Raw genomic sequence first — 22,948 nt, 5'->3', positions numbered from 1 at the left:
ACCGAAACAAGTCCTTGCGCGTATTCGTCTTCCCCGCGTGCACGGCGGATGGAAAGGGGCAGTTGAATTTACATGGGTTCCAGGCAGGCGAAACGCGCCCGGCGTGCCTTGGGCGTTCTGATGATCGCTGCGTCACCCCTGTCGCTGCAAGCGCAGACATCCGCTGGTACGGTTGCTGCAGGGCAGGAGCCGCCAATCCTGCCCGACGAGGAATTTGAAGCGCGGTTGCCCAAGGCTGGCGAAAGCGACGCAGCCAACCCTTCCGCTCCGCTGCCGTCGATAGACAGCTGGATCGACCAGCAAATGCCGCAGGCCAGCGCGCCCGCCGAACTCCCGCCCGCCACCGAACCTCCAGCGGAAGCAGAGCTGGCGCAACCCCTGCCCCTGCTCGACAGCGTGACCGTGCCTACACAGGTGGCAAGCGACAGCCCGCACGAAAAGACGCCCCAAATCCGTTACGCTGTCGAGATCGACGGCTTTGGCAAGACCGGCCTTGAAGATGAGTTCCGGGGCGAGTCAGCATTGATCGATGGCAAAGGGCGCGCCGACACTGCCGCGATGGTGCAGGCGCGCGCGCATGAGGATGAAGCGCTCGCCGTGCGGCTGCTCCATTCGGAAGGCTATTATGACGCGACCGCCCTCGCCTCGCTCGACCAGACGGGCAACGGCACGCTGAAGGCAGTGTTGTCCGTCACCCCCGGCAAGCGGTACAAGATCGGCGACATCGTCATCAACGCCGGGCCAACCGAGCCGCCGGACCTCGTCCGCGATAGCCTGCCGCTCAAGACCGGCGACTATATTGTGGCCGCCGATGTGGAAAGCGCGGAGGCCAATGTCGGTGTGAAGCTGCCCGAAAATGGCTATCCGTTCGCCAAGGTCGGGGAACGGGACATATTGCTCGACCCCGCGACGATCACCGGCGACTACACCCTGCCGGTTGAGGTCGGCCCACGCGGGTCTTTCCGAGGCATCACCACCTCTGGCCGCAAGCAAGCCTTCGGCGCTGACCATATGAAGGTCATCAGCCGCTTCAAACCCAGCGAACTATATGACAGCCGCAAGGTGGATGACCTGCGCCGCGCCCTTGTCGCGACGGGCCTCTTCTCCAGCGTCGCGGTCGATCCGGTGCGCACGAACGAGCCCGGCCCCAATGGCACCGAATATGTCGACCTGCATGTCGATCAGGAAGCGGGTCCGCCCCGCACCCTGGCGGGCGAGCTTGGCTACGGCACGGGACAGGGCTTCCGCGCCGAGGGCACATGGACGCACCGCAACCTCTTCCCGCCAGAAGGCGCGCTGATCGCGAAGGTTATCGCGGGCACGCAGGAACAGGGCGTCTCCGGCACCTTCCGCCGCTCCAATGCGGGCAAGCGGGACAAGACCTTCCAGGCTGGCGCCCTGCTCAACCATCAAAATTATGATGCCTATGAAGCCTTCACCGCAGGCCTCAATATCAGCTGGTCGCGCCAATCGACGCCGATTTTCCAGAAGCGCTGGACCTACACCTATGGCGCGGAAATCCTGCTCTCAAACGAGCAGACGACGATCGATCCGGCAACGGCGGAAAAGCGGCGCCTGACCTATTTCATCGGCGCGCTGCCAGTGCAGATCGGCTATGACCGGTCGGACGATCTGCTCAACCCAACCAAAGGCTTCCGCGCCAATTTGCGCCTGTCGCCCGAAGCATCGCTACAAGGCAATCTGTCACCATATATGCGCGGGACATTCGACCTTAGCGGCTATTATCCCGTCTCCGATGCGCTGGTGATCGCGGCGCGAACCCGGCTTGGCACGATCAGCGGCGCTGCGCGCGACCAGATCGCACCCTCCCGCCGCGTCTACGCAGGCGGCGGCGGGTCGGTGCGCGGCTTTGGCTATCAGGAATTGGGGCCAAAGGACGTCAATGACGACCCGATCGGCGGCCGATCCGTCAACGAGTTCGCCGTCGAGGGCCGCTACCGCTTTGGAAACTATGGCATCGTCGGCTTTGTCGATGCGGGTCAGGTCTATGAAAGCGCCATCCCGAAATTCTCTGACATTCGCTATGGCGTAGGCTTGGGCGGCCGCTTCTATACCGACTTCGGCCCCTTCCGGGCGGACATAGCCATGCCGATCAACCGGCAGCCCGGCGAGTCCAAATTCACTCTCTATATCGGCATTGGTCAGGCTTTCTGATGGCCGAAGACATGCCTACTCCCGATCCCGAAAGCCAGACCATGGTCATCCGGGAAAGGCGGCCGCTCTGGCAAAAGATCGTGCTGGGTATCACCGCCCTGATCCTCGGCATCGTCGTGCTAGGCGCTGGATTGCTGCTTTCCCTGAACACCCAGCCGGGCAAGAAATTCCTGATCCGCCAGATCGCGGCGCTGAAGCTGGAATCCGGAATGGCGATCGAAGTCGGCCGTATCGAGGGGTCAGTCTATAGCGACATGGTCATCCATGACCTCGTCCTGCGCGACCCCAAAGGCCCGTTCGCGGCGTCCCCACGCGTCCATGTCGTGTGGAGCCCCTTCCGCTACCTCAACAATCATATCTCCGTCCGCCTGCTGGAAAGCCCGCTGGTCGTGCTGGCGCGCAGCCCGCAGTTCAACGTCACGAAAAGCGACCCCAACGCACCGATCCTTCCCGACCTCGACATCGATGTCGATCGGCTGAAGATCGCCAGGTTCGTGCTGGCGAAACCCGTGATCGGCCAGAAGCGCGAGATTGCCATCGATGGCGTCACCCACATAGCCGATGGCCGCGCGCAGCTTAGCGCCAATGCCGTCGTCGATAGCGGCGACCGCCTTCAGGCTTGGCTGGACGCTGTGCCCGAACAGAACCGCCTCGCCATGAAGGGCACGCTGACCGCACCCAAGGGCGGCGTCATCGCAAAGATGAGCGGCCTTACAGATGGCCTGACCGCGACACTGGACGGGCGCGGCACATGGCAGGCGTGGCATGGGCGGATCGTCGCCATTTCCCCCAAGGGCGAGCTTGCAAACATCGCCCTCGCCGCGCGAGACGGTAATTTCACGGCCAAGGGGCCGGTGCGGCCGGGCCTCGTCTTTGCCGGAACCGTGGACCGGCTGACCGCACCCGCCCTTAATCTCGATCTCTTCGCCGGGCTCAACGAGCGGCGCGTGAACATCAAGGGGTCACTGCGTTCAACCGCACTCGCCGCCACAGCGCAGGGCCTCATCGATCTTGGCAAAAGCCAGTTCAGCGGCCTCAAGATCGACGCCGCGCTGCTGACGCCCGGCGCGATCATGGAAAAGGTGCGGGGCAAGGATGTGCGCACCTCGATCGTCCTCGACGGCCCGATGGCGACGCCCTTCATCGATTATGGTCTGAGCGCCGCAATGCTTGCCTTCGACCAGACCGGCATCGAGGGGCTGAAGGCCAGCGGCCGGGCGGTGATTGACGCCGATCGCATCCGCATTCCCGTCAACGCGACTGCACGACGCGTGACCGGCCTCAATGCCGCAGCGGGCGGGCTGCTTCAGAATCTGCGGGTCAAAGGCGATTTCGCTTATGCTTCTGGCAAGCTGATCAGCGACAACCTCAAGATCGACAGCGACCGGGTCGACGCCACCGCCATCGTCCTCGCCGACCTCGACAACGCCATTTACCGGGGCGCACTCAAGGGGCGTGTGAACGATTACAAGATTGATGGCGTCGGCATCGTCAACCTCAACACCGATGTGAAGCTGGTGCCCGGACCCAAGGGAGGCTGGGGCCTTTCAGGCAAGTTCGGCGTCCGCACGGCCCGCTGGGAAAACGCCTCCGTCCGCGATTTTCTGGGCGGAAATGCCGTCGCCTCGGGCCGCATCGGCATGACGCCGGAAGGGAAATTCACCCTTGCCGACCTGAAGGGCGCGGCACCCAATTTCCGCATCCATTCCGGATCGGGCAGCTACGACACGAATGGCGCGATCACCTTCGACGCCTCCGCCACGTCAAATCAATATGGCCCGCTGGCGCTCAATGTTCGCGGTACGATGGAACGGCCCCAGGGAGTCCTGCGCGCGGCCCGGCCCAATGTCGGCGTGCAGCTCTCCAATGTCGTCGCGAAGCTGAATGGCGAGGTGGGCGGCTATCGGCTGGAGGCGACAGGCGGCTCTGCCTATGGCCCCTTCTTCGCCAATGTGCTGATCCGCACGGCCAAGGGTCCGCTCACCATCGACATCACGCGCGCGCGCTTCGCTGGCGTCGATATGAACGGCCGCCTCCAGCAGACCGCCGCTGGACCTTTTGCCGGACAGCTTGTCATGAACGGCTCAGGCATCACCGGCGCCGCACGACTTTCAGCTGTAGGCAAGGCGCAGGGCATCGCGGTGAACGCCACGGCCAGCAACGCCCGGCTGCCGGGCGAAGCCGATGTGGTGATCGGCCGAGCGATCGCGACAGCGGACATCATACTCACCGACCAGCCCCGCATTACCGCCGATGTCCAGATGGCGAACGCCGCCTATGGCGACTATGTCGTGCGAAAAAGCCGCGCCCGGATCAATTATCAAGGCGGCCGGGGCCGCGCGCAACTGGTCGCCGACGGATCGACCGGCGTCCCCTTCTCGATCGCGGTGAATGCAGCACTTCGCCCCAACCTCTACGCCGTCGCGCTGGAAGGCAAGGCGAGCAACGTCCCCTTCCGCTTCGCCCAACCCGCGATCATCCGCATCGAACCGCAGGGCTATCGGCTGGAGCCAGCGACGCTCACCCTGCCTCAAGGTCGGGTCGATCTCGCCGGACGCTTTGGCAACCAGACCGCCCTCCAGGCGCGGTTCAAGGATTTCGACCTCGCCATCATGAACATCGCCAACCCCGGCCTCGGCATCAGTGGCAAGGCAACGGGCGCGATCGACTTCAACCAGAGCGGCAACGCCTTCCCCACCGCCACCACACGCATCGCGATCAATGATTTCCGCCGCTCCAGCCTGTCCGCCGTCTCCGATCCCGTCTCCATGGCGATCGAAGGCCGCCTCTCGAACCGGGGCGGCGACCTGCGTGGACTCATCCGGCGCGGCAATGCATCGCTCGGCCGCTTTATCGCCACGCTCGCGCCTCCCGGCTCTGGATCAAGCTGGACAGAGGAGCTCCAATCCGCCCCCCTCGGCGGCGGCATCCGCTATGCCGGGCCTGCCGATGTGCTCTTCTCCTTCTCTGGTCTCGCTGACCAGCAACTCACCGGCCCCATCGCCGTGGCGGCGGACTTCAGCGGCCGCCTCACCGCGCCGCGCCTCAACGGCCTCGTCCGTGCCAACGCGCTGACCTACGAAAATGAGACCTTCGGCACGCGTCTGACCCAGATGCGCCTTGATGGCCGCTTCACCAATGACCGGCTGGAGATACGCGACTTTTCCGGTCGCGCTGGCGACGGCACCGTGCAGGCGAGCGGCACGGTCGGCCTCGCAGCCGAAAGCGGCTACCCCATGAACATCGCCGTCAAGCTGGACCGCGCCCGCATCGCCCGCAGCGAGGCGATCACCAGCGTCGTCACCGGCATGATCAACGTGACCAACAGCGCGGCAGACGGCGGACTGATCAAGGGCGACCTGTCGCTTCCCGAAACCCGCTACCGAATCGCATGGCAGGGCGGCGCCGACATCCGCCAGCTTCAGGGTGTCCGGCGCAAGGGCGAAGGCACCGACCTGCTCGACCAGCGCGTCGCGTCCCGGCAGGCCGCTGCCAAGCCGACCGACTGGAAGCTCGACATCCGGGTGCGCGCCGACAATGAAATCTACCTGACCGGCATGGGCCTCGATTCCGAATGGAAGACCAACATGCGGGTCACCGGCACTACAAAGGCTCCGCGCGTGGTCGGCAAGATCGAGGTGATACGCGGCCGCTACAGCTTCTCAGGCCACCAGTTCGACCTTGAACAGGGGATCATCACCTTCAACGGGCCGATGATGAACCCCGTGCTGGCGATCCGCGCCGAAACCCGGATAAACACGGTGGCGGCAGGCATCGCCGTCGGCGGCACGGCGCAGAAGCCGGACATCAGCTTCATCTCGACACCTACCCTGCCGCAGGACGAGATATTGGCGCGCATCCTGTTCGGCGACAATGTCGCGAACCTGTCCGCCACGCAGGCGATCCAACTGGCCGCCGCGCTCAACGGGTTGCGCGGTGGTGGCGGCGGGCTCAATCCAATGGGCAAGTTGCAGAATGCGTCAGGGGTCGATCGCATCGGCATCGTCAGCGGCGACAAGGAAACGGGGCGCGGCGCATCGCTGGCTGTGGGTCAACACATCTCCAACAATATCTATGTGGAGGTGATTACCGACCCCAAGGGCTTCACCGCCACGCAGCTGGAAATCTCGCTGTCAAAGACGCTCAGCCTGCTGTCAAAGACCGGCACCAACGCCGGATCATCAGCAAATCTGCGTTATTCGAAGGATTATTGAAGCCGCTCGGCGCGGTAGCGGGCGATCAGCCCCTCATATTCATCCATAGCGGGGAAGCGTTCAAAGCTGACGACCGCCCCGGTCTGCGCCCAAGGCAGCTTCTCCGCCGTCTGCGTTTCCATCCAGGGCGCGAACCAGCTGGCATCGTCCAGCATCGTCGCGCGGACATTGACGAAGCCCATGTCGGCGGCAGGCCTGGTGAAGACCCAGCTCTTGCACCAGTCGCAATGATGATGGTGCACATCCTCGCCATGCAGCCCGCCGATCACCGGGTCGCCCGCGATCAGTTCAAAGCCGCCCGACGGCATGATGATCGTGGTGGAAAAAGCGCTGCCCGTCATCTTCTGGCACCCGATGCAATGACAAGCCGCCTCACCCCAAGGCGCTTCGCTCAACCGGAAACGCACACGTCCGCACCGGCAACCGCCGTCGATGGGGAGATCGGGAATGGACATGGGATTCTCCTTGGCTTCGGGATGAGAGTTTATCCTCCCCATCGGAAGATGGGGAGGGGGACCAGCCGCAGGCTGGTGGAGGGGAGCGCCCGTAGGTCGTGCCAGCTCCCCTCCACCACCGCCGCGCGGCGGTCCCCCTCCTCACGCTCTGCGCAGGGAGGATTTTCCAGTCCCTCAATGAAAGTCCCGAGACCTCGGCAATATCCGCACATTGCGCGGATGGCTGGACGTGCGCGGATGCTGAGGGTGAACAAACTCATCCGCCCGCGACAAGGCGATCTGTGGCCTATGCGTATCCGACAGACGCGACAGCTCCGCGGTGCGATCATGCACCCGGCTCGCCATCAGGTGCACGACGCCCTCCTTGCTCCGCTGCACCTCGCCTTCAACCAGCATCAGCCGCGACGCCATCACCGGCCGCCGCTGCATTTCAAACAGCCGCGCCCAAAGCAAAATGTTGGTGATCCCGGTCTCATCCTCGATCGTGATGAAGACGGCATTGCCCTTACCCGGCCGCTGTCGCACCAGCACCACGCCCGCCGTCCGCACCTTCGTCCCGTTTTTCGCGGCCGATGTCTGGGCGGAGCTCAGCACCCCCTCGGCGGCAAAAACCGGCCGCAGGAACTGCATCGGATGCCCTTTGAGAGACAGGCGCGTCGTCTGGTAATCGGCGGCGACCTGTTCGGCGATCGGCATGGCGGGCAACATCGCGTCCGGCTCCTGCCCCAATTCTCCCGCCGCCTTCTGGTCCCGCCTTCGCGCAGCGGCGAACAGCGGCAATTCATTGGATGGCGTCCGCCGCGCTTCCCACAACGCCGCCCGCCGGTCCTGTCCCAGAGACCGGCAAGCGTCCGCATCCGCCAATAGCCGCAACGCCCGCGCAGGCAACCCAGCCCGCCGCGCCAAATCCTCCAGGCTTGTAAACAGACCCGGCTCCCGCGCCTCGACCATCTGCGCAGCCCAAGCCTCGCGAAAACCATCGATTTGACGAAGACCCAGCCGCAGCGCCAACGCCCGCCCTTCTCCTTCACCCCGCCCCGCGTTCCGCGACCGTAGCAGCGGTTCGAGCGCATTGTCCCACCCGCTCATATTCACATCCACATCATGCACGGCAACGCCATGCTCGCGCGCATCCCGCACGATCTGCGCCGGAGCATAAAAGCCCATCGGCTGAGAATTGAGCAGCGCGCAGGCAAAGACGGCAGGCTGATGGCATTTGATCCACGCCGACACATAGACCAGCCGGGCAAAGGACAAAGCGTGGCTTTCAGGAAAGCCATAGCTGCCGAACCCCTCGATCTGGCTATAGCAACGCTCGGCAAAATCCTGCTCGTAGCCGCGCCGCACCATGCCGCGGATCATTTTCTCCTTGAACTTGTCCATGCCCCCCACCTGCCGGAAAGTCGCCATCGATCGCCGCAGTTGATTGGCTTCCGAAGGCGTAAATTCCGCCGCGACAATGGCGAGCTTCATCGCCTGCTCCTGGAACAGGGGGACGCCATAGGTGTACTTCAACAACTCTCGCAACTCGTTAGGATTGTGAGGAGGATCGGGCTTCGGAAATTCCGGCTCTTCAAGGCCTGCCCGCCGCCGCAAATAGGGATGCACCATGTCGCCTTCGATCGGCCCAGGCCGAACGATCGCAACCTGCACCGTCAGGTCGTACAGGTTCTTTGGTTTCAAGCGCGGCAGCATGTTGATCTGCGCCCGGCTTTCCACCTGAAACACACCGATGCTGTCCCCCTTCTGCAGCATGGCGTAAACAGCAGGGTCTTCGGAATCGAGATCGACGGTCAGGTCATGATCCCCCAGACCATGACGCCGCATCAATTCATAGGCCCTGCGAATGCAGCTCAACATGCCGAGCGCGAGCACATCGACCTTCATCAGCCCAAGCGCATCGATATCGTCCTTGTCCCATTCAATGAAGCTACGATCAGGCATCGCGGCATTGTGAATGGGCACCGTTTCATCCAGCCGGTTCTGGGTCAGAACAAAGCCACCGACATGCTGGGACAGATGCCGGGCAAAAGGCGCACGGATCAACTGCTGAACCAGCGAACGCAACCGCACGATCTCCGCATTGTCGAGGGAAAAGCCCGCATCGATGAAACGCCCATCCCCCAGATCGCTTGAGTAGCTGCCCCAGACGGTACTCGACAGGCGCGCCGCGATATCTTCGCTAAGGCCCAGCACCTTCGTCACTTCGCGCAAAGCGCTGCGCGACCGGTAATGGATGACGGTCGCAGCGATCCCCGCCCGCTCGCGCCCGTAGCGGCGGTAGATATATTGCATCACCTCCTCACGCCGCTCATGTTCGAAATCGACGTCGATGTCGGGCGGTTCGTTGCGCTCTTCCGACACGAAACGGGAAAAGAGCAGGTCGTGCTTCATAGGATCGACGGAAGTAACGCCCAGCAGGAAGCAGACGATGGAATTGGCGGCGGACCCCCGCCCTTGGCAGAGGATAGGCGGCTTTTGTCCGCGGGCGAAGCGGACAAGATCGTGAACGGTCAGGAAGTAATAAGCATAGCGCTGCATGCGGATAAGGCGCAGCTCCTGTCCGATCAGCGCTCTTACCTTGGGAGGCAATCGGCGTCCGTAACGGCGCTTTGCCCGGCGACGCACCAAATCCTCCAGCCAGCTATCGGGTGACCAGCCGGACGGCACCGGCTCATGAGGATATTCATATTTTAGGTCGGTGAGGACGAAGTCGATCTCATCAACGAAGCGGATCGTTTCAGCCAGCGCTTGCGGATAGGCAGCATAAAGGCGGGCCATTTCCCGCGGAGATTTGAGATGCCGCTCAGCATGCGCTTCCAGCCGCCGCCCCGCTTGCTTGAGCGTCACGCCATCGCGAATGCAGCTAAGCACGTCCTGCAATGGCCGCGATGTCGCTTCGGCATACAGCACATCATTGGTCGCGATGAGGGGAACACCCATTTTCTCGGCGGCACGCTGCATGGCGGCGGCATGGCGGCGGTCGCGCCCCTGATAGCGCATGGTGAGGCCAAGCCACACGCGTCCCGGCGCTTTGTCCTGCAACCGGCGCAGCGCATCGGCCCATGTGGAAGGGGAAGAGGGGGGGACAAGCCTCAGGTGCGAAGAGGGCTCCTCTTCTTTCTCGAAAGGATAATCAGGGGGAGCCTTGTGCGCCTCTTGTGGCCGGGCGGTGGAAAACGGCAGGATGATCAGCAGAAGATCGTCAAGATGATCGATCAGATCACCAAAGGTAAGAATGCAATCTCCCTTCACCGCCTCCATATTGCCTTTGGTCAACAGACGGGTGAGCCGTCCCCAGCCAAGGCGGCTTTTGGGATAGGCCAGAATGTCAGGCGTGCCATCGACAAAGACCAGACGAGCGCCCACCACCAGACGCAGATCGGTGTGACAGGCCGCCTCTTCCTCGGCAGTCAGCTCGGCCGCTTCACCCCTCTCCTTCTTTTCTTTGATCCTAGCGGCGCGCGCCTTGTCCGGCGCGTCACGCAGAGCGACATAGGCGCGCACCACGCCAGCCACGCTGTTCCTGTCGGCAATACCAATGGCGCGAAGCCCCAGATGATTGGCTTGCGCGACAATATCTGAGGGGTGTGAGGCGCCGTGCAGGAAGCTGTAATTGGACATGACGCCCAGTTCGGCGAAGGCTGGGCCTTCTCTTGACGCCAGCGGTCTTACAGGCTGCTCTTGCCGCTTCTTCTCCCTTCCCTCAATCATGTCCAACTCCCGCCGGTCGGGGGACTTGGGCTTCGACGGATCAGGCCCCTTGCCGCGTTTCATGCGAACAGGCCGTGGATGTACCAGCCGGGGTGCCGCGCCTCCGCGCCATAGAGGCCATGGCGGAAGATCCAGTAGCGGCGACCGCGCGCATCCTCGATCCGGTAATAGTCGCGCGTCATGCCCGCACCTTCGCCCGCCAGCGCACCGTCCTTCGCCTTCCACCATTCGGGCGCGATCCGTTCCGGCCCTTCATAGCGGGTCACTTCATGGGCTGTCCGCCGCCAGCGGAAATGATGCGGCGGACCGTCGGGAACCTCCGCCACCACCTCGATCGGTTGGGGCGGGTCGAACAGGTGGATGGGGCGCATCGGCGGGTCGCCGGGTTCTCCCTGACGTGGCCAGCTGGACGGCGTCCGGCTTTCGATCGCAGGCAGCGCAAGCTGCGCCTGCTCGGGAATATGGCTGTCGCGCGGTTCCAACCGCTGGATGCGGTTGCGGCCAGCGCGGACGGACAGCCGATCGACCAGCGCCGCGACCGCCTCCTCGCGCTTTGCCTCGCCCCCCTCCAGCGCCAATTGGGTCGCCGCCATCGGCTCGGTCTGCGGCACGGTAAGGCGCAGCATGTCGAAGCCGAAACCGGGGTCCAGCGGATCGGACAGGCTGTCGATCCGCTCCCGCACCAGCCGCATGATCGCGGGCGCATCCCGCACCGGCAAGCCAGTTTCCACCCGCAGCGGAAAGGCAAGGCCATCGGTGCGGAAGAACAACAACTCGAACCGCCGCCCGCCCTCGCCCCGCTCAGTCAGCCGTTCGCCCGCTTCGGCCGCCATCTCCTCAACCCGCTGCAAGGCATAGGCGGTGCTGCCCACCGGCTCTGCGAAACGGCGCTCGATACGGAGGACAGGACGCGGGCGGCGGGGGGTAAGGGGGCGATGCCCCAGACCCAGCAGGCGGTGCAGCGCATCGACCGCTTCCTCGCCAAAGCGCGCGGCCAACGTCGCTGCGGGCCGGGCGGCAAGATCGCCGATGGTGCGCAACCCCGCGCGCCGCAGCGCTACGCCGCTCTCCTGCTCCAACTCCAGCGCCTCGACCGGCAAGCGACGCAAGGCGGCGTCCTCATCGGGCGCTGGCCCTGCCGAGAAGCGGCACAGCGCATGCGCGCCCTCCGGCGTCCCCGCTACTGCATGACGCACCTCCATGCCGTGCCGTTCAAACCGGTCCACCGCCTCGCGCGCCAACGCTTCCTCACCGCCCCACAGATGCGCGCAGCCGGTGATGTCCAGCATCAGCCCATGCGGCGGATCGATCGCGGCCGCAGGCGTATAGCGGGCGCACCCGTCGCACAGCCGCTCCAGCCAATCCTGATCGGCATGATGATCCGCTTCGAAGCTGACCAGATCCGGCTCCTGCGCCCGCGCATCGGCCAGCGTCATGCCTGCGCTTAAGCCCAACGCCAGCGCATCGGCATCCGGCGTCACAAGGCGCATGGCCCCGCGCACAGCCTCCACAATGACGACCGGCCCGGCACCGGCCTGCGCTTGCCACAGGTCAGGCCGCGCGATGCGCAGCCGATCGACCGGCAGGAAGGGGAACCACAGCGCCAGGTAGCGCCGCCTCGTCAGCGTGTCCTCCGCTTGCCCATCCATGCTCATGGCGTTCATCGCACTCTTCTCCAAAATCTCCCCGCTCGGCATTCCACACCATCCGCCACGTCATGCCGTCTGCCCCCGAACGGCAGCGCAACAGGTGGAGCGAGAAAGCGCTCATGCCCGGCGCATTGCCCGGCAACGGCACGGATGGCGCAGCCTCCACCCGCCACCGTGTCTCCGCCGCGCTCGGCACCGGATCGCCGCCGATCCGCAGCACGAAGGCGGTAACCCCCGACGTCTCCGCCGCCAGCGCCAGACGGCGGCTGGCAGTCAGGTCCAGCAGCGGCGCGCGCCCGCGCAGTTCGATGACCAGCGCGCCCAGCGCCGGGCAGCGCAGCGCATCAACCGCCGCGCGCAGCAGCAGCGCCTCATCCTTCATGACGCCGATCAGCAAATGGGCTGGATCTATTCCAAGCGCGGAGAGCCCCGGGCCATAAGGTTGACCCGCCGTTCCATTTGAAAGGCGCAACCAGAACAGAGGAGCTTCACGCGCCGCAAGATGGGCAAGGATCAGGGAAAGACCGGCAGTGGCGCCCTCGTCTTCAGCATTTCCGAACAATTCATGCACCCGGCCCCTGGCAAGGCCGCCCTGCAATGCCTGATCAAAAGCCGCATGTCCGGTCGCGATACGCGCATCTGCTTTGACGGCCGGAATCCCTTCCAGTGATGCAATGTGCCGCCTGAGGGCTGCAAGCCTGTCCACCGAATCCACCATAGAATGTTCTCTATATGTTCTTTTCGGCGATAGTACATCCCCTGTCAATCAACTTGGCTGCCATCAGAAAAAAGGGAGGATGGTTTCAGCTTCTTACACACATTGGCCATCATCCGGAAAAGTTTCACACCCGGCTTTCTGCCAAGCTAATCTGTGTTGATGGACACGCCCCACATTGCCTCGCTGGCTCATGCGCCTTTCATTCTGGCGCGCCGCATCGCTTCGGCTCGCAGCCTGCGTCTTGTTTCCAGCGCTGCGACTGCGCTCCTTGCCTCCTACCCGAAGTCGGGCAGGACCTGGCTCAGGTTTATCCTGGCGCAATATTTCCTCGCGTCGCGTGCATATCCGCCCATTACGACCCAGAGCATGTTCACCTTTGCTCCCAACTTCGACTTGGATCCGGTGCGCGGCATACCGGCCTTTGTCCGCAGATCGGAGGAGGCCTCTTTCCCCCTGATCCCTTCCACTCATCTGCGCTTCAAGCCGACCCTGCCCGGTCGGCTTCCGATCATATTCCTGATCCGGGATCCGCGGGCCGTGCTCATTTCCGACTATCACCATGTGACCCGGCACAAGATGTCGTTTCAAGGCAGCGTTGATGATTTTCTCAGGGATGAGAATAGAGGCCTGCCCCACTATATCAAATATATGAACAGCTGGGCCAATGGCCTCGAACGGCATGATCATCACATCATATATTATGAGGATCTACTGCTTCAAACGGAGGCAGAAGTCGAAAATATGCTCAATTTCCTGGATGAGCCAGTCAATAGCCGTGCTCTTGGATTTGCGGTGGACAACTCATCCTTTGAAAAGCTCAAGGCATTGGAACTCGCCCAGGGCATTCCCGGCCATGAATATGACAGATCGGATTCAGATGCCCTGCGGATCAGAAAGGGACAGTCCGACAGCTTCCGCCAGGAACTGACGATCGAGCAACAAAAATTGATCGAGGATGGCTGCAAATCTCAGTTGCACCCCCGGATGCTGGCCAAGCTGGATCGATACGGCTTTTCGGACCCGCCTTCGTCATCCACCTTGAAACCGATAGGGATATCGCAATCCGCGGTGCCCGAAAGACAAGTGCATGATCCTGTAACCAAGCGCCGCCTTCCCTCTCTTGGCGTGCAACTCTTGAGCGAAGCGATGGTCATAATCGGCCTCGCCGCCATGCTCATCGCCCCGACCATTCTGGCGATAGAAGTAGGCGAATGGTTTTCCCGGCGGGAATGGGATGGTCATTCCCTGGAAGATGGCCTCGCCTTGTTCGGGATCGACCGGGTCGGGCCTGTGGAAACGCCGACCGAACAAATACTCGACGTCTTTCTCGCGCTGCCTCTCACAATCGCTTTGTTCATGAACGGCCTCCTCATATTCCTGGCTGCCGTACATTTTGGAGACTGGGGCCTTCAGGGTGTGCGGCTCAAGAAAAAGCTCGCCGTCGAGCAGAGCAAAAGGCGCCAGCGGAGCCACGCCAAAAATCCGCCCTCTGACCTCAAACCGACAGGAATGGTGAGTCCCAGCCGCTGATCAATGTTCATCTGGCCCTGTTGAGCAAGCCACGCCCAGTCGCGCTTTATAACGGTAAAAGGCCCGCCCCGCGAAAATGCGCGAGCGGGCCTTTTCAGTGCGTGAAACGAAAGGCGGGCAGAGCCGCGCGGCTATCCTGCGGCTGATCCGGCCGCAGGCGTTAGCCGTGCTTATTCGCCATCATCCTCCGCTTCGGGTCCGGTCATCATCCCTTCGGCGACCTCTTCGGTCTTGCCCCGGATCACCTTTTCCAGGCGCTCCGCCATTTCGGGATTTTCCTTGAGGAAGGTCTTGGCATTTTCACGACCCTGGCCGATGCGGACGGAGTCGTAGGAGAACCAGGCGCCCGACTTTTCGACCACGCCCGCCTTAACGCCAAGGTCAAGTATCTCGCCGATCTTCGAAATCCCCTCGCCATACATGATGTCGAATTCGACCTGCTTGAAGGGTGGGGCGACCTTGTTCTTCACCACCTTCACGCGGGTTGCGTTGCCGACAATATCGTCGCGATCCTTGATCTGGCCGGTGCGGCGGATGTCGAGGCGAACCGACGCATAGAATTTGAGCGCGTTGCCGCCTGTCGTCGTTTCCGGATTGCCGTACATGACGCCGATCTTCATGCGCACCTGATTGATGAAAATCACCAGGCACTTTGAACGCGAGATCGAACCGGTGAGCTTGCGGAGCGCCTGGCTCATCAGACGCGCCTGAAGGCCGACATGGCTATCGCCCATTTCGCCTTCGATTTCAGCGCGCGGCACCAGCGCGGCGACCGAGTCCACCACCAACACGTCGATGGCATTAGAGCGCACCAGCGTATCGACGATCTCCAACGCCTGTTCGCCGGTATCCGGCTGCGACACGATAAGTTCGTCGATGTCGACACCCAGCTTCTTGGCATAGGCCGGATCGAGCGCATGTTCCGCGTCCACAAAGGCCGCAATGCCGCCGGTCTTCTGCGCCTCTGCAATGGCGTGCAGCGCCAGCGTGGTCTTGCCCGAGCTTTCAGGGCCATAGATTTCGATGATACGGCCGCGCGGCAGGCCGCCGATACCCAGCGCGATGTCGAGCCCCAGCGATCCCGTCGAAACCGCCTCGATCTCAATCTTCTCGCGGCTGCCCAGCTTCATGGCCGAACCTTTACCGAAGGCGCGGTCAATCTGGGAAAGGGCCGCTTCCAATGCTTTCTGTCTGTCCATTGTCCCTGTCTTCTTGGAATCGATGAGTGAGAGCATTGCTGTCATCGGCCTATCCCCTGTCAAGCGGAAGCGCCGATTAAGTGGCGCCTTGGCCACCATGTATCCCCTTTGTTCTCAAAGAACAAGAGGGGAACGGAAATTTCCTATTTAGGCTGAAAGAACCTTCGTCAGCGCCCGCTCAACGGCGCCAATCGTATAAGGTTTTGCCAAAGTCGGCCGATCCGAATGCCCTGACGGCACGTCATCAGCCATGCCCCCTGTCGCGAAAATAAAGGGGATGCCGCTTTGTGCCAGCAGGTCCGCGACCGGCCAGCTTTTCTCACCCTGCAGATTGCAGTCCACCAACGCGGCGTCGAAGCCGCCCTTGCGCGCATGGTCGCACGCCTCGTCCACCGACACGGCAATGGCATGCAGGCGATATCCCAATGTTTCGAGATAATCTTCCAGCATCATGCCGATCATCGCTTCATCCTCGACCACCAGGATGGTCTTGCCGTCCGACATGTGCGATCCCCTATTTCGTTACGCTCGCTATCTTATCATCGGCGCGCGGACCAGCATAAACGCCTGATCGTTCAAGAAGTTCATTCCACCCCTGCACCCATTGCCAGTGCGTCCCGGGCGGCCTCAGCCAGCTGGCTGACGGAAAATGGCTTGGGCAGGAAGGCGACATTGGCAAGGTCGATCGACTTGCGCAGCTGCTCCTCGGCATAGCCCGACATGAACAGCACGGGAAGGTCGGGATGCGTATCCCGTGCCCGCGCGACCATGGATGGGCCATCCATATTGGGCATGACCACGTCGGAGATCAGCAGGTCGATCTTCTCGCCGCTCGCCAGTACCTCAAGCCCCTGCTCGCCATCATTGGCGGTCAGCACCTTGTAACCCTGCCGCGAAAGCGCCCTTTCGGCGACGGCGCGGACCATATCCTCGTCCTCGACCACCAGCACCGTGCCCGTGCCCCAGGTCTCGCTGCGTTTGATCGGCAGCTTGACGGGAATTGCCTGCTCCATGTCCGCGCCCTGATAGACGGGCAGGTAGATGACGAAGCTCGCCCCCCGGCCAATTTCAGATTCGGCGAAGATATAGCCGCCCGATTGCTTGACGATGCCATAGACGGTGGAGAGGCCGAGCCCCGTGCCCTTGCCCAATTCCTTGGTCGTGAAGAAGGGCTCGAATATCTTCGAAAGAATGTCGGGCGGAATGCCAAGGCCGGTATCTGACACGCGCAGCGCGGTATAATCGGCGGCGGGCAATATCTCCTGCCGCATTTCGCGCACCTTGCCGGCCGGAACCGCATAGGTCTGGATATTGAGGATGCCGCCCTCCGGCATGGCATCGCGCGCATTGACCGCCAGGTTGACGATCACCTGCTCCAGCTGCCCCGGGTCGGCCCGCACCGCCCCCAGATTGCGGCCATGGCTGACCTCCAGCTTCACGCTCTCACCCAGCAGGCGCTTCAGCAGGTTGGAAACGTCAGCAACAATGTCCGGCAATTGCAGCACCTGCGGACGCAGCGTCTGCTGACGCGAGAAGGCGAGCAGCTGACGCGTCAGCCCCGCCGCGCGATTGCTGTTCGACTTGATCTGCTGAATATCGTCATAGTCGCTGTCACCGGGCGTGTGGCGCATCAACATCAGGTCGCAATGGCCGATGATCGCGGTCAGGATATTGTTGAAGTCATGCGCCACACCGCCCGCGAGCTGGCCGATCGCCTGCATCTTGGTCGCCTGCGCCACCTGCCGCTTGAGCTTGCTTTCCTCGCTATTGTCCTTGAGGCTGAGCAGCACCGCCGCCTCGCCCAATCCGCGAACGCCCGCCAGACTCAGTGCCGTCGGTTCCTCCGGCTCGTTGCGCAACCTGATCGCGATATCGCCTGACATCTGAGGCCCCACCGCAAAGCGGCGCACCGCGTCGGCGACCGCCGCCTGATCCTCCCGCACCACCAAGTCACCGGGATAACTCGGCCGCTCGGCACGCTTGAGTCCCGCCGCACGGGAAAAGGCATTGTTGAGGAACAGGACCCGCCCATCGCGATCCGCCATGGCAAGGCCGAAGGGCAGCAGGGACAGCAGCGTTTCGATATAAGAAAGCGCCGATGTGCCGCCCGCGCTGCCCGCTGGCTCATCGATCAGCAGCAGCAGCATCGGACCATCCTGCCCCACTTGGCTACCAGCAGGCTGAGCCGCCCGGCGCAAAGGGACCTGCAACAACCGAAGCGGCAGCCCGCCCGACTCCTCACGTGCCAGAAACAGCCGCCCCTTGTCATCGACGCGCATATGGGCGGCAAAGTCCCGGCCGGTGATATTGGCGTCGATCCGGCCAGCGGCACGCAGCAGGAAAGCTCCATTCGCCGCGCGGATACGCCCTTCACCGCCTATCATCACCGCCATGATCCCGGCCTCGCCCATCTGGCGCCCGGCGTCTCCAGTCAGCAGGCGGTGCACATCATCCAGCGCGTTTGGCTGGCGAACCGGGGTAAAGCGCCACAGCAGATAATCTTCCGACCGGCCCGTGCGGCACAGATCGACATCCAGCCGGAGAGCGCCCTGCGCAACACCTTCGACCCGCGCCTCTCCATCGCGCCAGGCCGCGCGGGCGGCCGCGCTCAGGCTTTCCGTCAGGCCTGGCTCAGCAGTCACATTGGGGGGCGTCGGAAATCCGGGAAACCATTCGCCGAACAGGTCACTGGCGCAGACAAGCCGCCCTGCCCGGTCGGTCACGGCAATCGCCATGTTGGACGCATCCGCTGCGGCGCGCGCTACCGTCCAATCCGGCACCGCCTCGCCGTCTGCCGCCTCTTCCGGGAAAATACGCCGATACCAGCTGAGCAGCGCGGCAATGGCAAGGATCATGGCGCCGAACCCCGTGGCCATAGCGGGGTTGCCGGTCGCATAGATGACGAGAACCGCCGAAAGCAGCGCCGCCAGGATCAGCAGCGGCAGGGATAGCCGGGAAGGGCGATCGCCCGTCCACGCTTCCTCATCCCTTTTGACGCGCGAGGCCATCGGCCGGCCTTCCCCCTGAAAACGCCTGGACTATCCGCCCCGCGTCAGACGCGGGCGACTTCTTCCAATGCGCTGCTTTCGGGTGCCTTGCCAATCCTCAATTTACGCGCATGCCATTTCCGGCCCATCCGATGGCGCCAGATCCAGTCGGCAAGGAAGTAACCGACCACCGCGAACGCGATCGAAATCAGCGCCAGCCCGAACAGCATGGCGGGCGCCGCTTCGGAAAAGAGCCAGCCGCACCATTCGCGGATCGACGCATGTTTATCGACCAACGCCATGAAACCGGAAGCGTCCGCGCTGCGGCCCAGAAACCAGTTGCCGACATAGACGGACGCCATCAGGAACAGCGGTGTCGTCGCGGGGTTGGAAAGAAAAGTCATCGCCGCCGCCAACGGAATATTGGCCCGGAAAGGCAGCGCCAGCAGCGCAGCCCCTGCAATCTGCACGCCGGGGATCAGCAGGAATATCCCCACTAGCAGCCCCAACGCCACGCCTCGCGGCACAGAACGGCGGGTGAAGCGCCACAGCGAGGGTTCCAGAACACGATGCGCCACGGGGGCGATGAAGCGATTGTCTTCCAGCGATTCACGGGTCGGGGCATTGGCGTGCCACCACCGCGACAGGCGGCCCATGCTCGCTCTCGGCCCCATCAGCGATGGTCCTTCATGATACGCTGCTGATCGCGCTTCCAATCGCGTTCCTTGATCGTTTCGCGCTTGTCGTGCGTCTTCTTGCCCTTGGCCAGCGCCAGCTCAACCTTCGCCTTGCCCCGGCTGTTGAAATAGACGCTCAAGGGGACAAGCGTCATGCCCTTGCGCTCCACCGCGCCGTGCATGCGCGCGATCTCCCGCTCGTGCAGCAGCAGCTTGCGGGGCCGCTTGGGCTCATGATTATAGCGATTGCCGTGGCTGAATTCGGGGATGTTGCTGTTGACCAGCCACACCTGATCGCCCTTCACCTCGGCATAGCTTTCGGCGATGTTGCCCTCGCCGAAACGGAGCGATTTCACCTCCGTGCCCTGCAACGCGATGCCCGCTTCGAACACATCCTCAAGGAAATATTCAAAACGCGCACGCCGGTTCTCGGCGACGATCTTCTTCTTATCGAACAGTTCGGGACGGGGGCGGGCCATGGGACTCTTAACTAACTCACTTCACCATATAAGGCCGCAGCCCATTTAGACGAGACCCGCAATTTCCAAAGCCCGATCGACAGCGGCGCGGCTCGATTCCGAGGGCCAGGTGATCGGCAGGCGCAACTCACCGGGCATGTCGGATCGCACCCGGCTGAGCGCATATTTAACCGGCCCAGGTGAAGAATCGCTGAACAGCGCGTCGTGCAATGGGTAGAGCCGATCCTGCAACGCCAGTGCACCAGCCCAGTCACCCCATGCGCAGGCCGCCTGGAACTCCGCACAGAGACGCGGCGCGACATTGGCCGTGACGGAGATGCAACCCTTGCCCCCCATGGCATTAAATCCCAGCGCGGTTTCGTCATTGCCGGACAGCTGGCAGAAATCATCGCGGCAGGCGAGGCGCTGCGCGGTGACCCGCCCCAGATTCCCGGTGGCGTCCTTGATGCCAACGATCGTCTGATATTCTTCGGTCAGGCGATGGATCACCGGCACGCCAATGTCAGTGATCGTGCGGCTCGGCACATTATACAGGACGATCGGCAGCTGGCAGCGCTCGGCCAGATAGGCGAAATGCTGATAGACGCCTTCCTGGTTGGGCTTGTTATAATAAGGCGCGACCACCAGCGCCGCGTCCGCGCCAGAAGCCTGCGCCGCGAACATATGCTCCAGAGCGATTCGCGTGTCGTTGGACCCGCAACCCGCGATCACCGGCACGCGGCCCGCGGCCTGATCGACGCAGATGGCGACGACGCGATTATGCTCCTCGACCGTCATAGTCGCGCTTTCGCCGGTGGTGCCGCATGGCACCAAAGCGCTGCTTCCCTCCTCGATCTGCCAGTCCACAAGGGCGCGAAACGCGGCCTCGTCCACGCTTCCGTCGCGAAATGGGGTGACCAGTGCCGGAATCGACCCGGAAAACATCAACAAACTCCTTCAATTCACCGGCATTCCGGGGCACACTGTCGAGTGTAGGCCTCGGCGCGCTATAGCGCGTCATTCAGGGCCTGATAAGGATGGAATTGCGATGATGTCCAGTAGGCTGTCAGCTCGCCGCCCCGAAACAGCATTGGTCCGCATGCCCTTGATCGCTCTTCTTCTTTTTACCGCTGGCGCCAGCGCCCAGACCGAAGCCCCCGTTGCCACGCCCTATCCGGCTGGCGCGGTGGTCCAGCAACCGCCCGCCACGACTCAGTCATCGCCTCAGCCATCGCCCTGGAATCAGGTGAGCAGCCGAATCGGCGTCGCGTCCGATCCGTCCATCTCCGCGACGATCAGCCAGTGGCGCGCATTGCAGCAGAGCGATGGCTTGGGCTTTTCCTCCTATGCCAGCTTCATCCTCGCCAATCCCGGTTGGCCGGGGGAGGACCGGATGCGGCGGCTGGCGGAAACCGGGATCAATCCCAACAGCTATGATCCGCGTCAGGTTACGGCCTTCTTCGCCCGCTTCCCCGCGCGCACCGCGACCGGCCATGCGCGCAACGCGCTGGCGCTGATGCAAATGGGCCGCATGTCCGAAGCGCGCATCGCCGCACGCAGCGCATGGGTCGGCGGCACGCTTTCGCCGGACGACGAGGCTCGGCTGCTCTCGCTCTTCGGCAGCAGCTGGACCAGCGCTGAGCATGACCAGCGCGCCGACGTGCTGCTGTGGGGCGGCGACATCGCCGGAGCGCAACGGATGCTCGCTTATGTGACGCCCACGCGGCGGCCGGCCTACGAAGCGCGCATCGCCTTCCGCCAGAAGGCTCCGGACGCCGCCGCCCGGATGCAAGCCGCGGAACCGGTCGGCATATCCGACGCCGGCTTTGTCGCGGACAAGGCGACCTGGCTGTTGAACACGGGCAATTGGATCGCCGCGCGGCAATATCTTGCCAACCGTCCCCAGCTGACCTTCCGCCCGGGCAATGCGGAAAAATGGTATGAGACATTGCTCGGCCAGGCGCGCGCCGCCGCCAACGACAGCCAGTGGAGCTTCGCCTATGGCATCGCCAGCAAGCTCGACGACGCCTATGCGCCCGGCACCGACGTTTCCAGCCGCCCAATTGGCGAGCGTGATGACTATACCAGCCTCGCCTGGCTGGCAGGGTCGACCGCCTTCTACAATCTGAACCGCCCATCGGACGCGGCGGCAATGTTCCGGCGCTACGCAATGGCTGCCAAATCCCCCCAGACCCAGTCGAAGGGCTATTATTGGGCAGGCCGCGCAGCGCTGGCAGCCGGTGATACGGCTACCGCGACCAGCTATTTCGCCCAGGCTTCGGTGTTCCCGGATCAGTTCTATGGCCAACTTGCCCTGGAACGCGTCGGAAAGCCGGTGCCCGCGCCTGCCCGCGTGGAACGGGCCGTGGAGATTTCCGCCGCCGATCGCACCGCCTTCGCCAGTCGCTCCGTCGTCCGCGCGGTGAAGGCGCTGGGGCAGATGGGCTATTGGGAGGATCAGAGCAAATTCGCCCGCGCCATCGCCAATAATGCCGACAGCGACAGCGACCATTATCTCGCCGCCGAACTCGCCAAGAGCATCGGCAGGCCCGACATGGGCGTCATGGTCGGCCGCCGCGCCGTGTCCAGCGGCCTCACCGGCTATGGCGAAAGCGCCTTCCCCCGCGTGCCCGTGCCGCCGACGGCCCAATCCAACTGGACGATGGTGCATGCCATTGCGCGGCAGGAAAGCCAGTTCGACCGCCAGATCGTCAGCCACGCTGGCGCGCGCGGCCTGATGCAGCTTATGCCCGGCACCGCGCGGGAACAGGCGGGCAAGCTTGGCCTTGGCTACGACCCCGGCTCGCTCAACGACCCGAGCTACAACATCATGCTCGGTTCATCCTATTTCCAGCGCATGCTCGACTATTATGGCGGCAGCTATCCACTGGCGGTCGCGGCCTATAATGCGGGGCCGGGCAATGTGAACCGCTGGATCACGACCATTGGCGATCCGCGCATGCCGGGCGCCGACATGTTGCGCTGGATCGAGCAGATCCCGCTTTTCGAAACGCGCAACTATGTACAGCGCGTGCTGGAAAATGCGGTCGTCTATGAAGCCATGAACCCCGAACGCGCACGCTTCCGGGGTTCCAATACCCCACTCTCCAAATATCTGGGCAAGCAAACTCCAGGCTGACCGCCCTTATTCTTCGTTCGGGCTGAGCCTGTC

At 63.2% G+C, this 22,948-nt stretch carries 14 protein-coding genes; 4 read left to right on the top strand and 10 right to left on the bottom strand.

From position 1 onward, the window contains the following. Nucleotides 1–72: 72 nt before the first annotated feature. Both ACZ5YV_RS12950 and ACZ5YV_RS12945 read left to right on the top strand, forming a co-directional pair. Entirely contained in the window at nt 73–2,175 is a 2,103-nt protein-coding gene (locus ACZ5YV_RS12950) for an autotransporter assembly complex protein TamA (RefSeq protein WP_464787948.1), read from the top strand. Continuing rightward, complete coding sequence (locus ACZ5YV_RS12945; RefSeq protein ID WP_464787947.1) at nt 2,175–6,389, top strand: translocation/assembly module TamB domain-containing protein; 4,215 nt, start codon at nt 2,175–2,177, stop codon at nt 6,387–6,389. Before ACZ5YV_RS12950 ends, ACZ5YV_RS12945 begins: the two co-directional genes overlap by 1 nt. Here ACZ5YV_RS12945 and ACZ5YV_RS12940 read toward each other — a convergent pair. The 4 genes from ACZ5YV_RS12940 to ACZ5YV_RS12925 all read right to left on the bottom strand — a co-directional run bounded on the left by ACZ5YV_RS12940 (nt 6,383) and on the right by ACZ5YV_RS12925 (nt 12,925). Further along, nucleotides 6,383–6,844, bottom strand: a complete 462-nt coding sequence (locus tag ACZ5YV_RS12940) for a GFA family protein (RefSeq protein WP_464787946.1) — start codon at nt 6,842–6,844, stop codon at nt 6,383–6,385. The two genes, ACZ5YV_RS12945 and ACZ5YV_RS12940, sit on opposite strands and share 7 nt — an antisense overlap. Before the next feature lie 174 nt (nt 6,845–7,018). After that, on the bottom strand, nt 7,019–10,621 hold the full coding sequence (locus ACZ5YV_RS12935) for an error-prone DNA polymerase (RefSeq protein ID WP_464787945.1): 3,603 nt from the start codon (nt 10,619–10,621) through the stop codon (nt 7,019–7,021). Then, nucleotides 10,618–12,213 (bottom strand): Y-family DNA polymerase, encoded by a 1,596-nt coding sequence (locus tag ACZ5YV_RS12930; protein WP_464789231.1) that lies wholly within the window; start codon nt 12,211–12,213, stop codon nt 10,618–10,620. The genes ACZ5YV_RS12935 and ACZ5YV_RS12930 overlap by 4 nt, the downstream gene beginning before the upstream one ends. Beyond that, entirely contained in the window at nt 12,110–12,925 is an 816-nt protein-coding gene (locus ACZ5YV_RS12925) for an ImuA family protein (protein ID WP_464787944.1), read from the bottom strand. Before ACZ5YV_RS12925 ends, ACZ5YV_RS12930 begins: the two co-directional genes overlap by 104 nt. 159 nt (nt 12,926–13,084) lie before the next feature. Between ACZ5YV_RS12925 and ACZ5YV_RS12920 the strand changes: the two genes are divergently transcribed. Beyond that, nucleotides 13,085–14,455 carry a sulfotransferase domain-containing protein gene (locus ACZ5YV_RS12920; RefSeq protein ID WP_464787943.1) on the top strand — a complete coding sequence of 457 codons (1,371 nt, stop codon included), beginning with the start codon at nt 13,085–13,087 and terminating at the stop codon, nt 14,453–14,455. Nucleotides 14,456–14,625: 170 nt separating this feature from the next. Here ACZ5YV_RS12920 and recA read toward each other — a convergent pair whose 3' ends face one another. The 6 genes from recA to dapA all read right to left on the bottom strand — a co-directional run bounded on the left by recA (nt 14,626) and on the right by dapA (nt 20,721). Continuing rightward, nucleotides 14,626–15,699 carry a recombinase RecA gene (gene recA, locus ACZ5YV_RS12915; protein WP_464787942.1) on the bottom strand — a complete coding sequence of 358 codons (1,074 nt, stop codon included), beginning with the start codon at nt 15,697–15,699 and terminating at the stop codon, nt 14,626–14,628. A gap of 102 nt (nt 15,700–15,801) precedes the next feature. Then, on the bottom strand, nt 15,802–16,158 hold the full coding sequence (locus ACZ5YV_RS12910) for a response regulator (RefSeq protein ID WP_196225113.1): 357 nt from the start codon (nt 16,156–16,158) through the stop codon (nt 15,802–15,804). A gap of 80 nt (nt 16,159–16,238) precedes the next feature. Beyond that, nucleotides 16,239–18,662 (bottom strand): hybrid sensor histidine kinase/response regulator, encoded by a 2,424-nt coding sequence (locus ACZ5YV_RS12905; protein WP_464787941.1) that lies wholly within the window; start codon nt 18,660–18,662, stop codon nt 16,239–16,241. 44 nt (nt 18,663–18,706) lie between these two features. Next, nucleotides 18,707–19,315, bottom strand: a complete 609-nt coding sequence (locus tag ACZ5YV_RS12900; protein WP_464787940.1) for a DUF2062 domain-containing protein — start codon at nt 19,313–19,315, stop codon at nt 18,707–18,709. Further along, nucleotides 19,315–19,797 (bottom strand): SsrA-binding protein SmpB, encoded by a 483-nt coding sequence (gene smpB / locus ACZ5YV_RS12895; RefSeq protein WP_196225111.1) that lies wholly within the window; start codon nt 19,795–19,797, stop codon nt 19,315–19,317. The genes ACZ5YV_RS12900 and smpB overlap by 1 nt, the downstream gene beginning before the upstream one ends. Before the next feature lie 45 nt (nt 19,798–19,842). Then, on the bottom strand, nt 19,843–20,721 hold the full coding sequence (dapA, locus tag ACZ5YV_RS12890; RefSeq protein ID WP_464787939.1) for a 4-hydroxy-tetrahydrodipicolinate synthase: 879 nt from the start codon (nt 20,719–20,721) through the stop codon (nt 19,843–19,845). Nucleotides 20,722–20,875: 154 nt separating this feature from the next. Here dapA and ACZ5YV_RS12885 point away from each other — a divergent pair, with 154 nt between their 5' ends. Continuing rightward, nucleotides 20,876–22,915 carry a lytic transglycosylase domain-containing protein gene (locus ACZ5YV_RS12885; RefSeq protein WP_464787938.1) on the top strand — a complete coding sequence of 680 codons (2,040 nt, stop codon included), beginning with the start codon at nt 20,876–20,878 and terminating at the stop codon, nt 22,913–22,915. The last annotated feature ends 33 nt before the right edge of the window (nt 22,916–22,948 follow it).

Source organism: Sphingobium sp. TomTYG46 (assembly GCF_055396345.1).
This window is presented reverse-complemented; position numbering and strand designations above follow the sequence as displayed.

Bases quoted from the DNA above. Each gene is read 5' to 3' on its own strand.
- ACZ5YV_RS12950 (WP_464787948.1), top strand. From the start codon at position 73: ATGGGTTCCAGGCAGGCGAAACGCGCCCGGCGTGCCTTGGGCGTTCTG.
- ACZ5YV_RS12945 (WP_464787947.1), top strand. From the start codon at position 2,175: ATGGCCGAAGACATGCCTACTCCCGATCCCGAAAGCCAGACCATGGTC.
- ACZ5YV_RS12940 (WP_464787946.1), bottom strand. From the start codon at position 6,844: ATGTCCATTCCCGATCTCCCCATCGACGGCGGTTGCCGGTGCGGACGT.
- ACZ5YV_RS12935 (WP_464787945.1), bottom strand. From the start codon at position 10,621: ATGAAACGCGGCAAGGGGCCTGATCCGTCGAAGCCCAAGTCCCCCGAC.
- ACZ5YV_RS12930 (WP_464789231.1), bottom strand. From the start codon at position 12,213: ATGAGCATGGATGGGCAAGCGGAGGACACGCTGACGAGGCGGCGCTAC.
- ACZ5YV_RS12925 (WP_464787944.1), bottom strand. From the start codon at position 12,925: ATGGTGGATTCGGTGGACAGGCTTGCAGCCCTCAGGCGGCACATTGCA.
- ACZ5YV_RS12920 (WP_464787943.1), top strand. From the start codon at position 13,085: ATGGACACGCCCCACATTGCCTCGCTGGCTCATGCGCCTTTCATTCTG.
- recA (WP_464787942.1), bottom strand. From the start codon at position 15,699: ATGACAGCAATGCTCTCACTCATCGATTCCAAGAAGACAGGGACAATG.
- ACZ5YV_RS12910 (WP_196225113.1), bottom strand. From the start codon at position 16,158: ATGTCGGACGGCAAGACCATCCTGGTGGTCGAGGATGAAGCGATGATC.
- ACZ5YV_RS12905 (WP_464787941.1), bottom strand. From the start codon at position 18,662: ATGGCCTCGCGCGTCAAAAGGGATGAGGAAGCGTGGACGGGCGATCGC.
- ACZ5YV_RS12900 (WP_464787940.1), bottom strand. From the start codon at position 19,315: ATGGGGCCGAGAGCGAGCATGGGCCGCCTGTCGCGGTGGTGGCACGCC.
- smpB (WP_196225111.1), bottom strand. From the start codon at position 19,797: ATGGCCCGCCCCCGTCCCGAACTGTTCGATAAGAAGAAGATCGTCGCC.
- dapA (WP_464787939.1), bottom strand. From the start codon at position 20,721: ATGTTTTCCGGGTCGATTCCGGCACTGGTCACCCCATTTCGCGACGGA.
- ACZ5YV_RS12885 (WP_464787938.1), top strand. From the start codon at position 20,876: ATGCCCTTGATCGCTCTTCTTCTTTTTACCGCTGGCGCCAGCGCCCAG.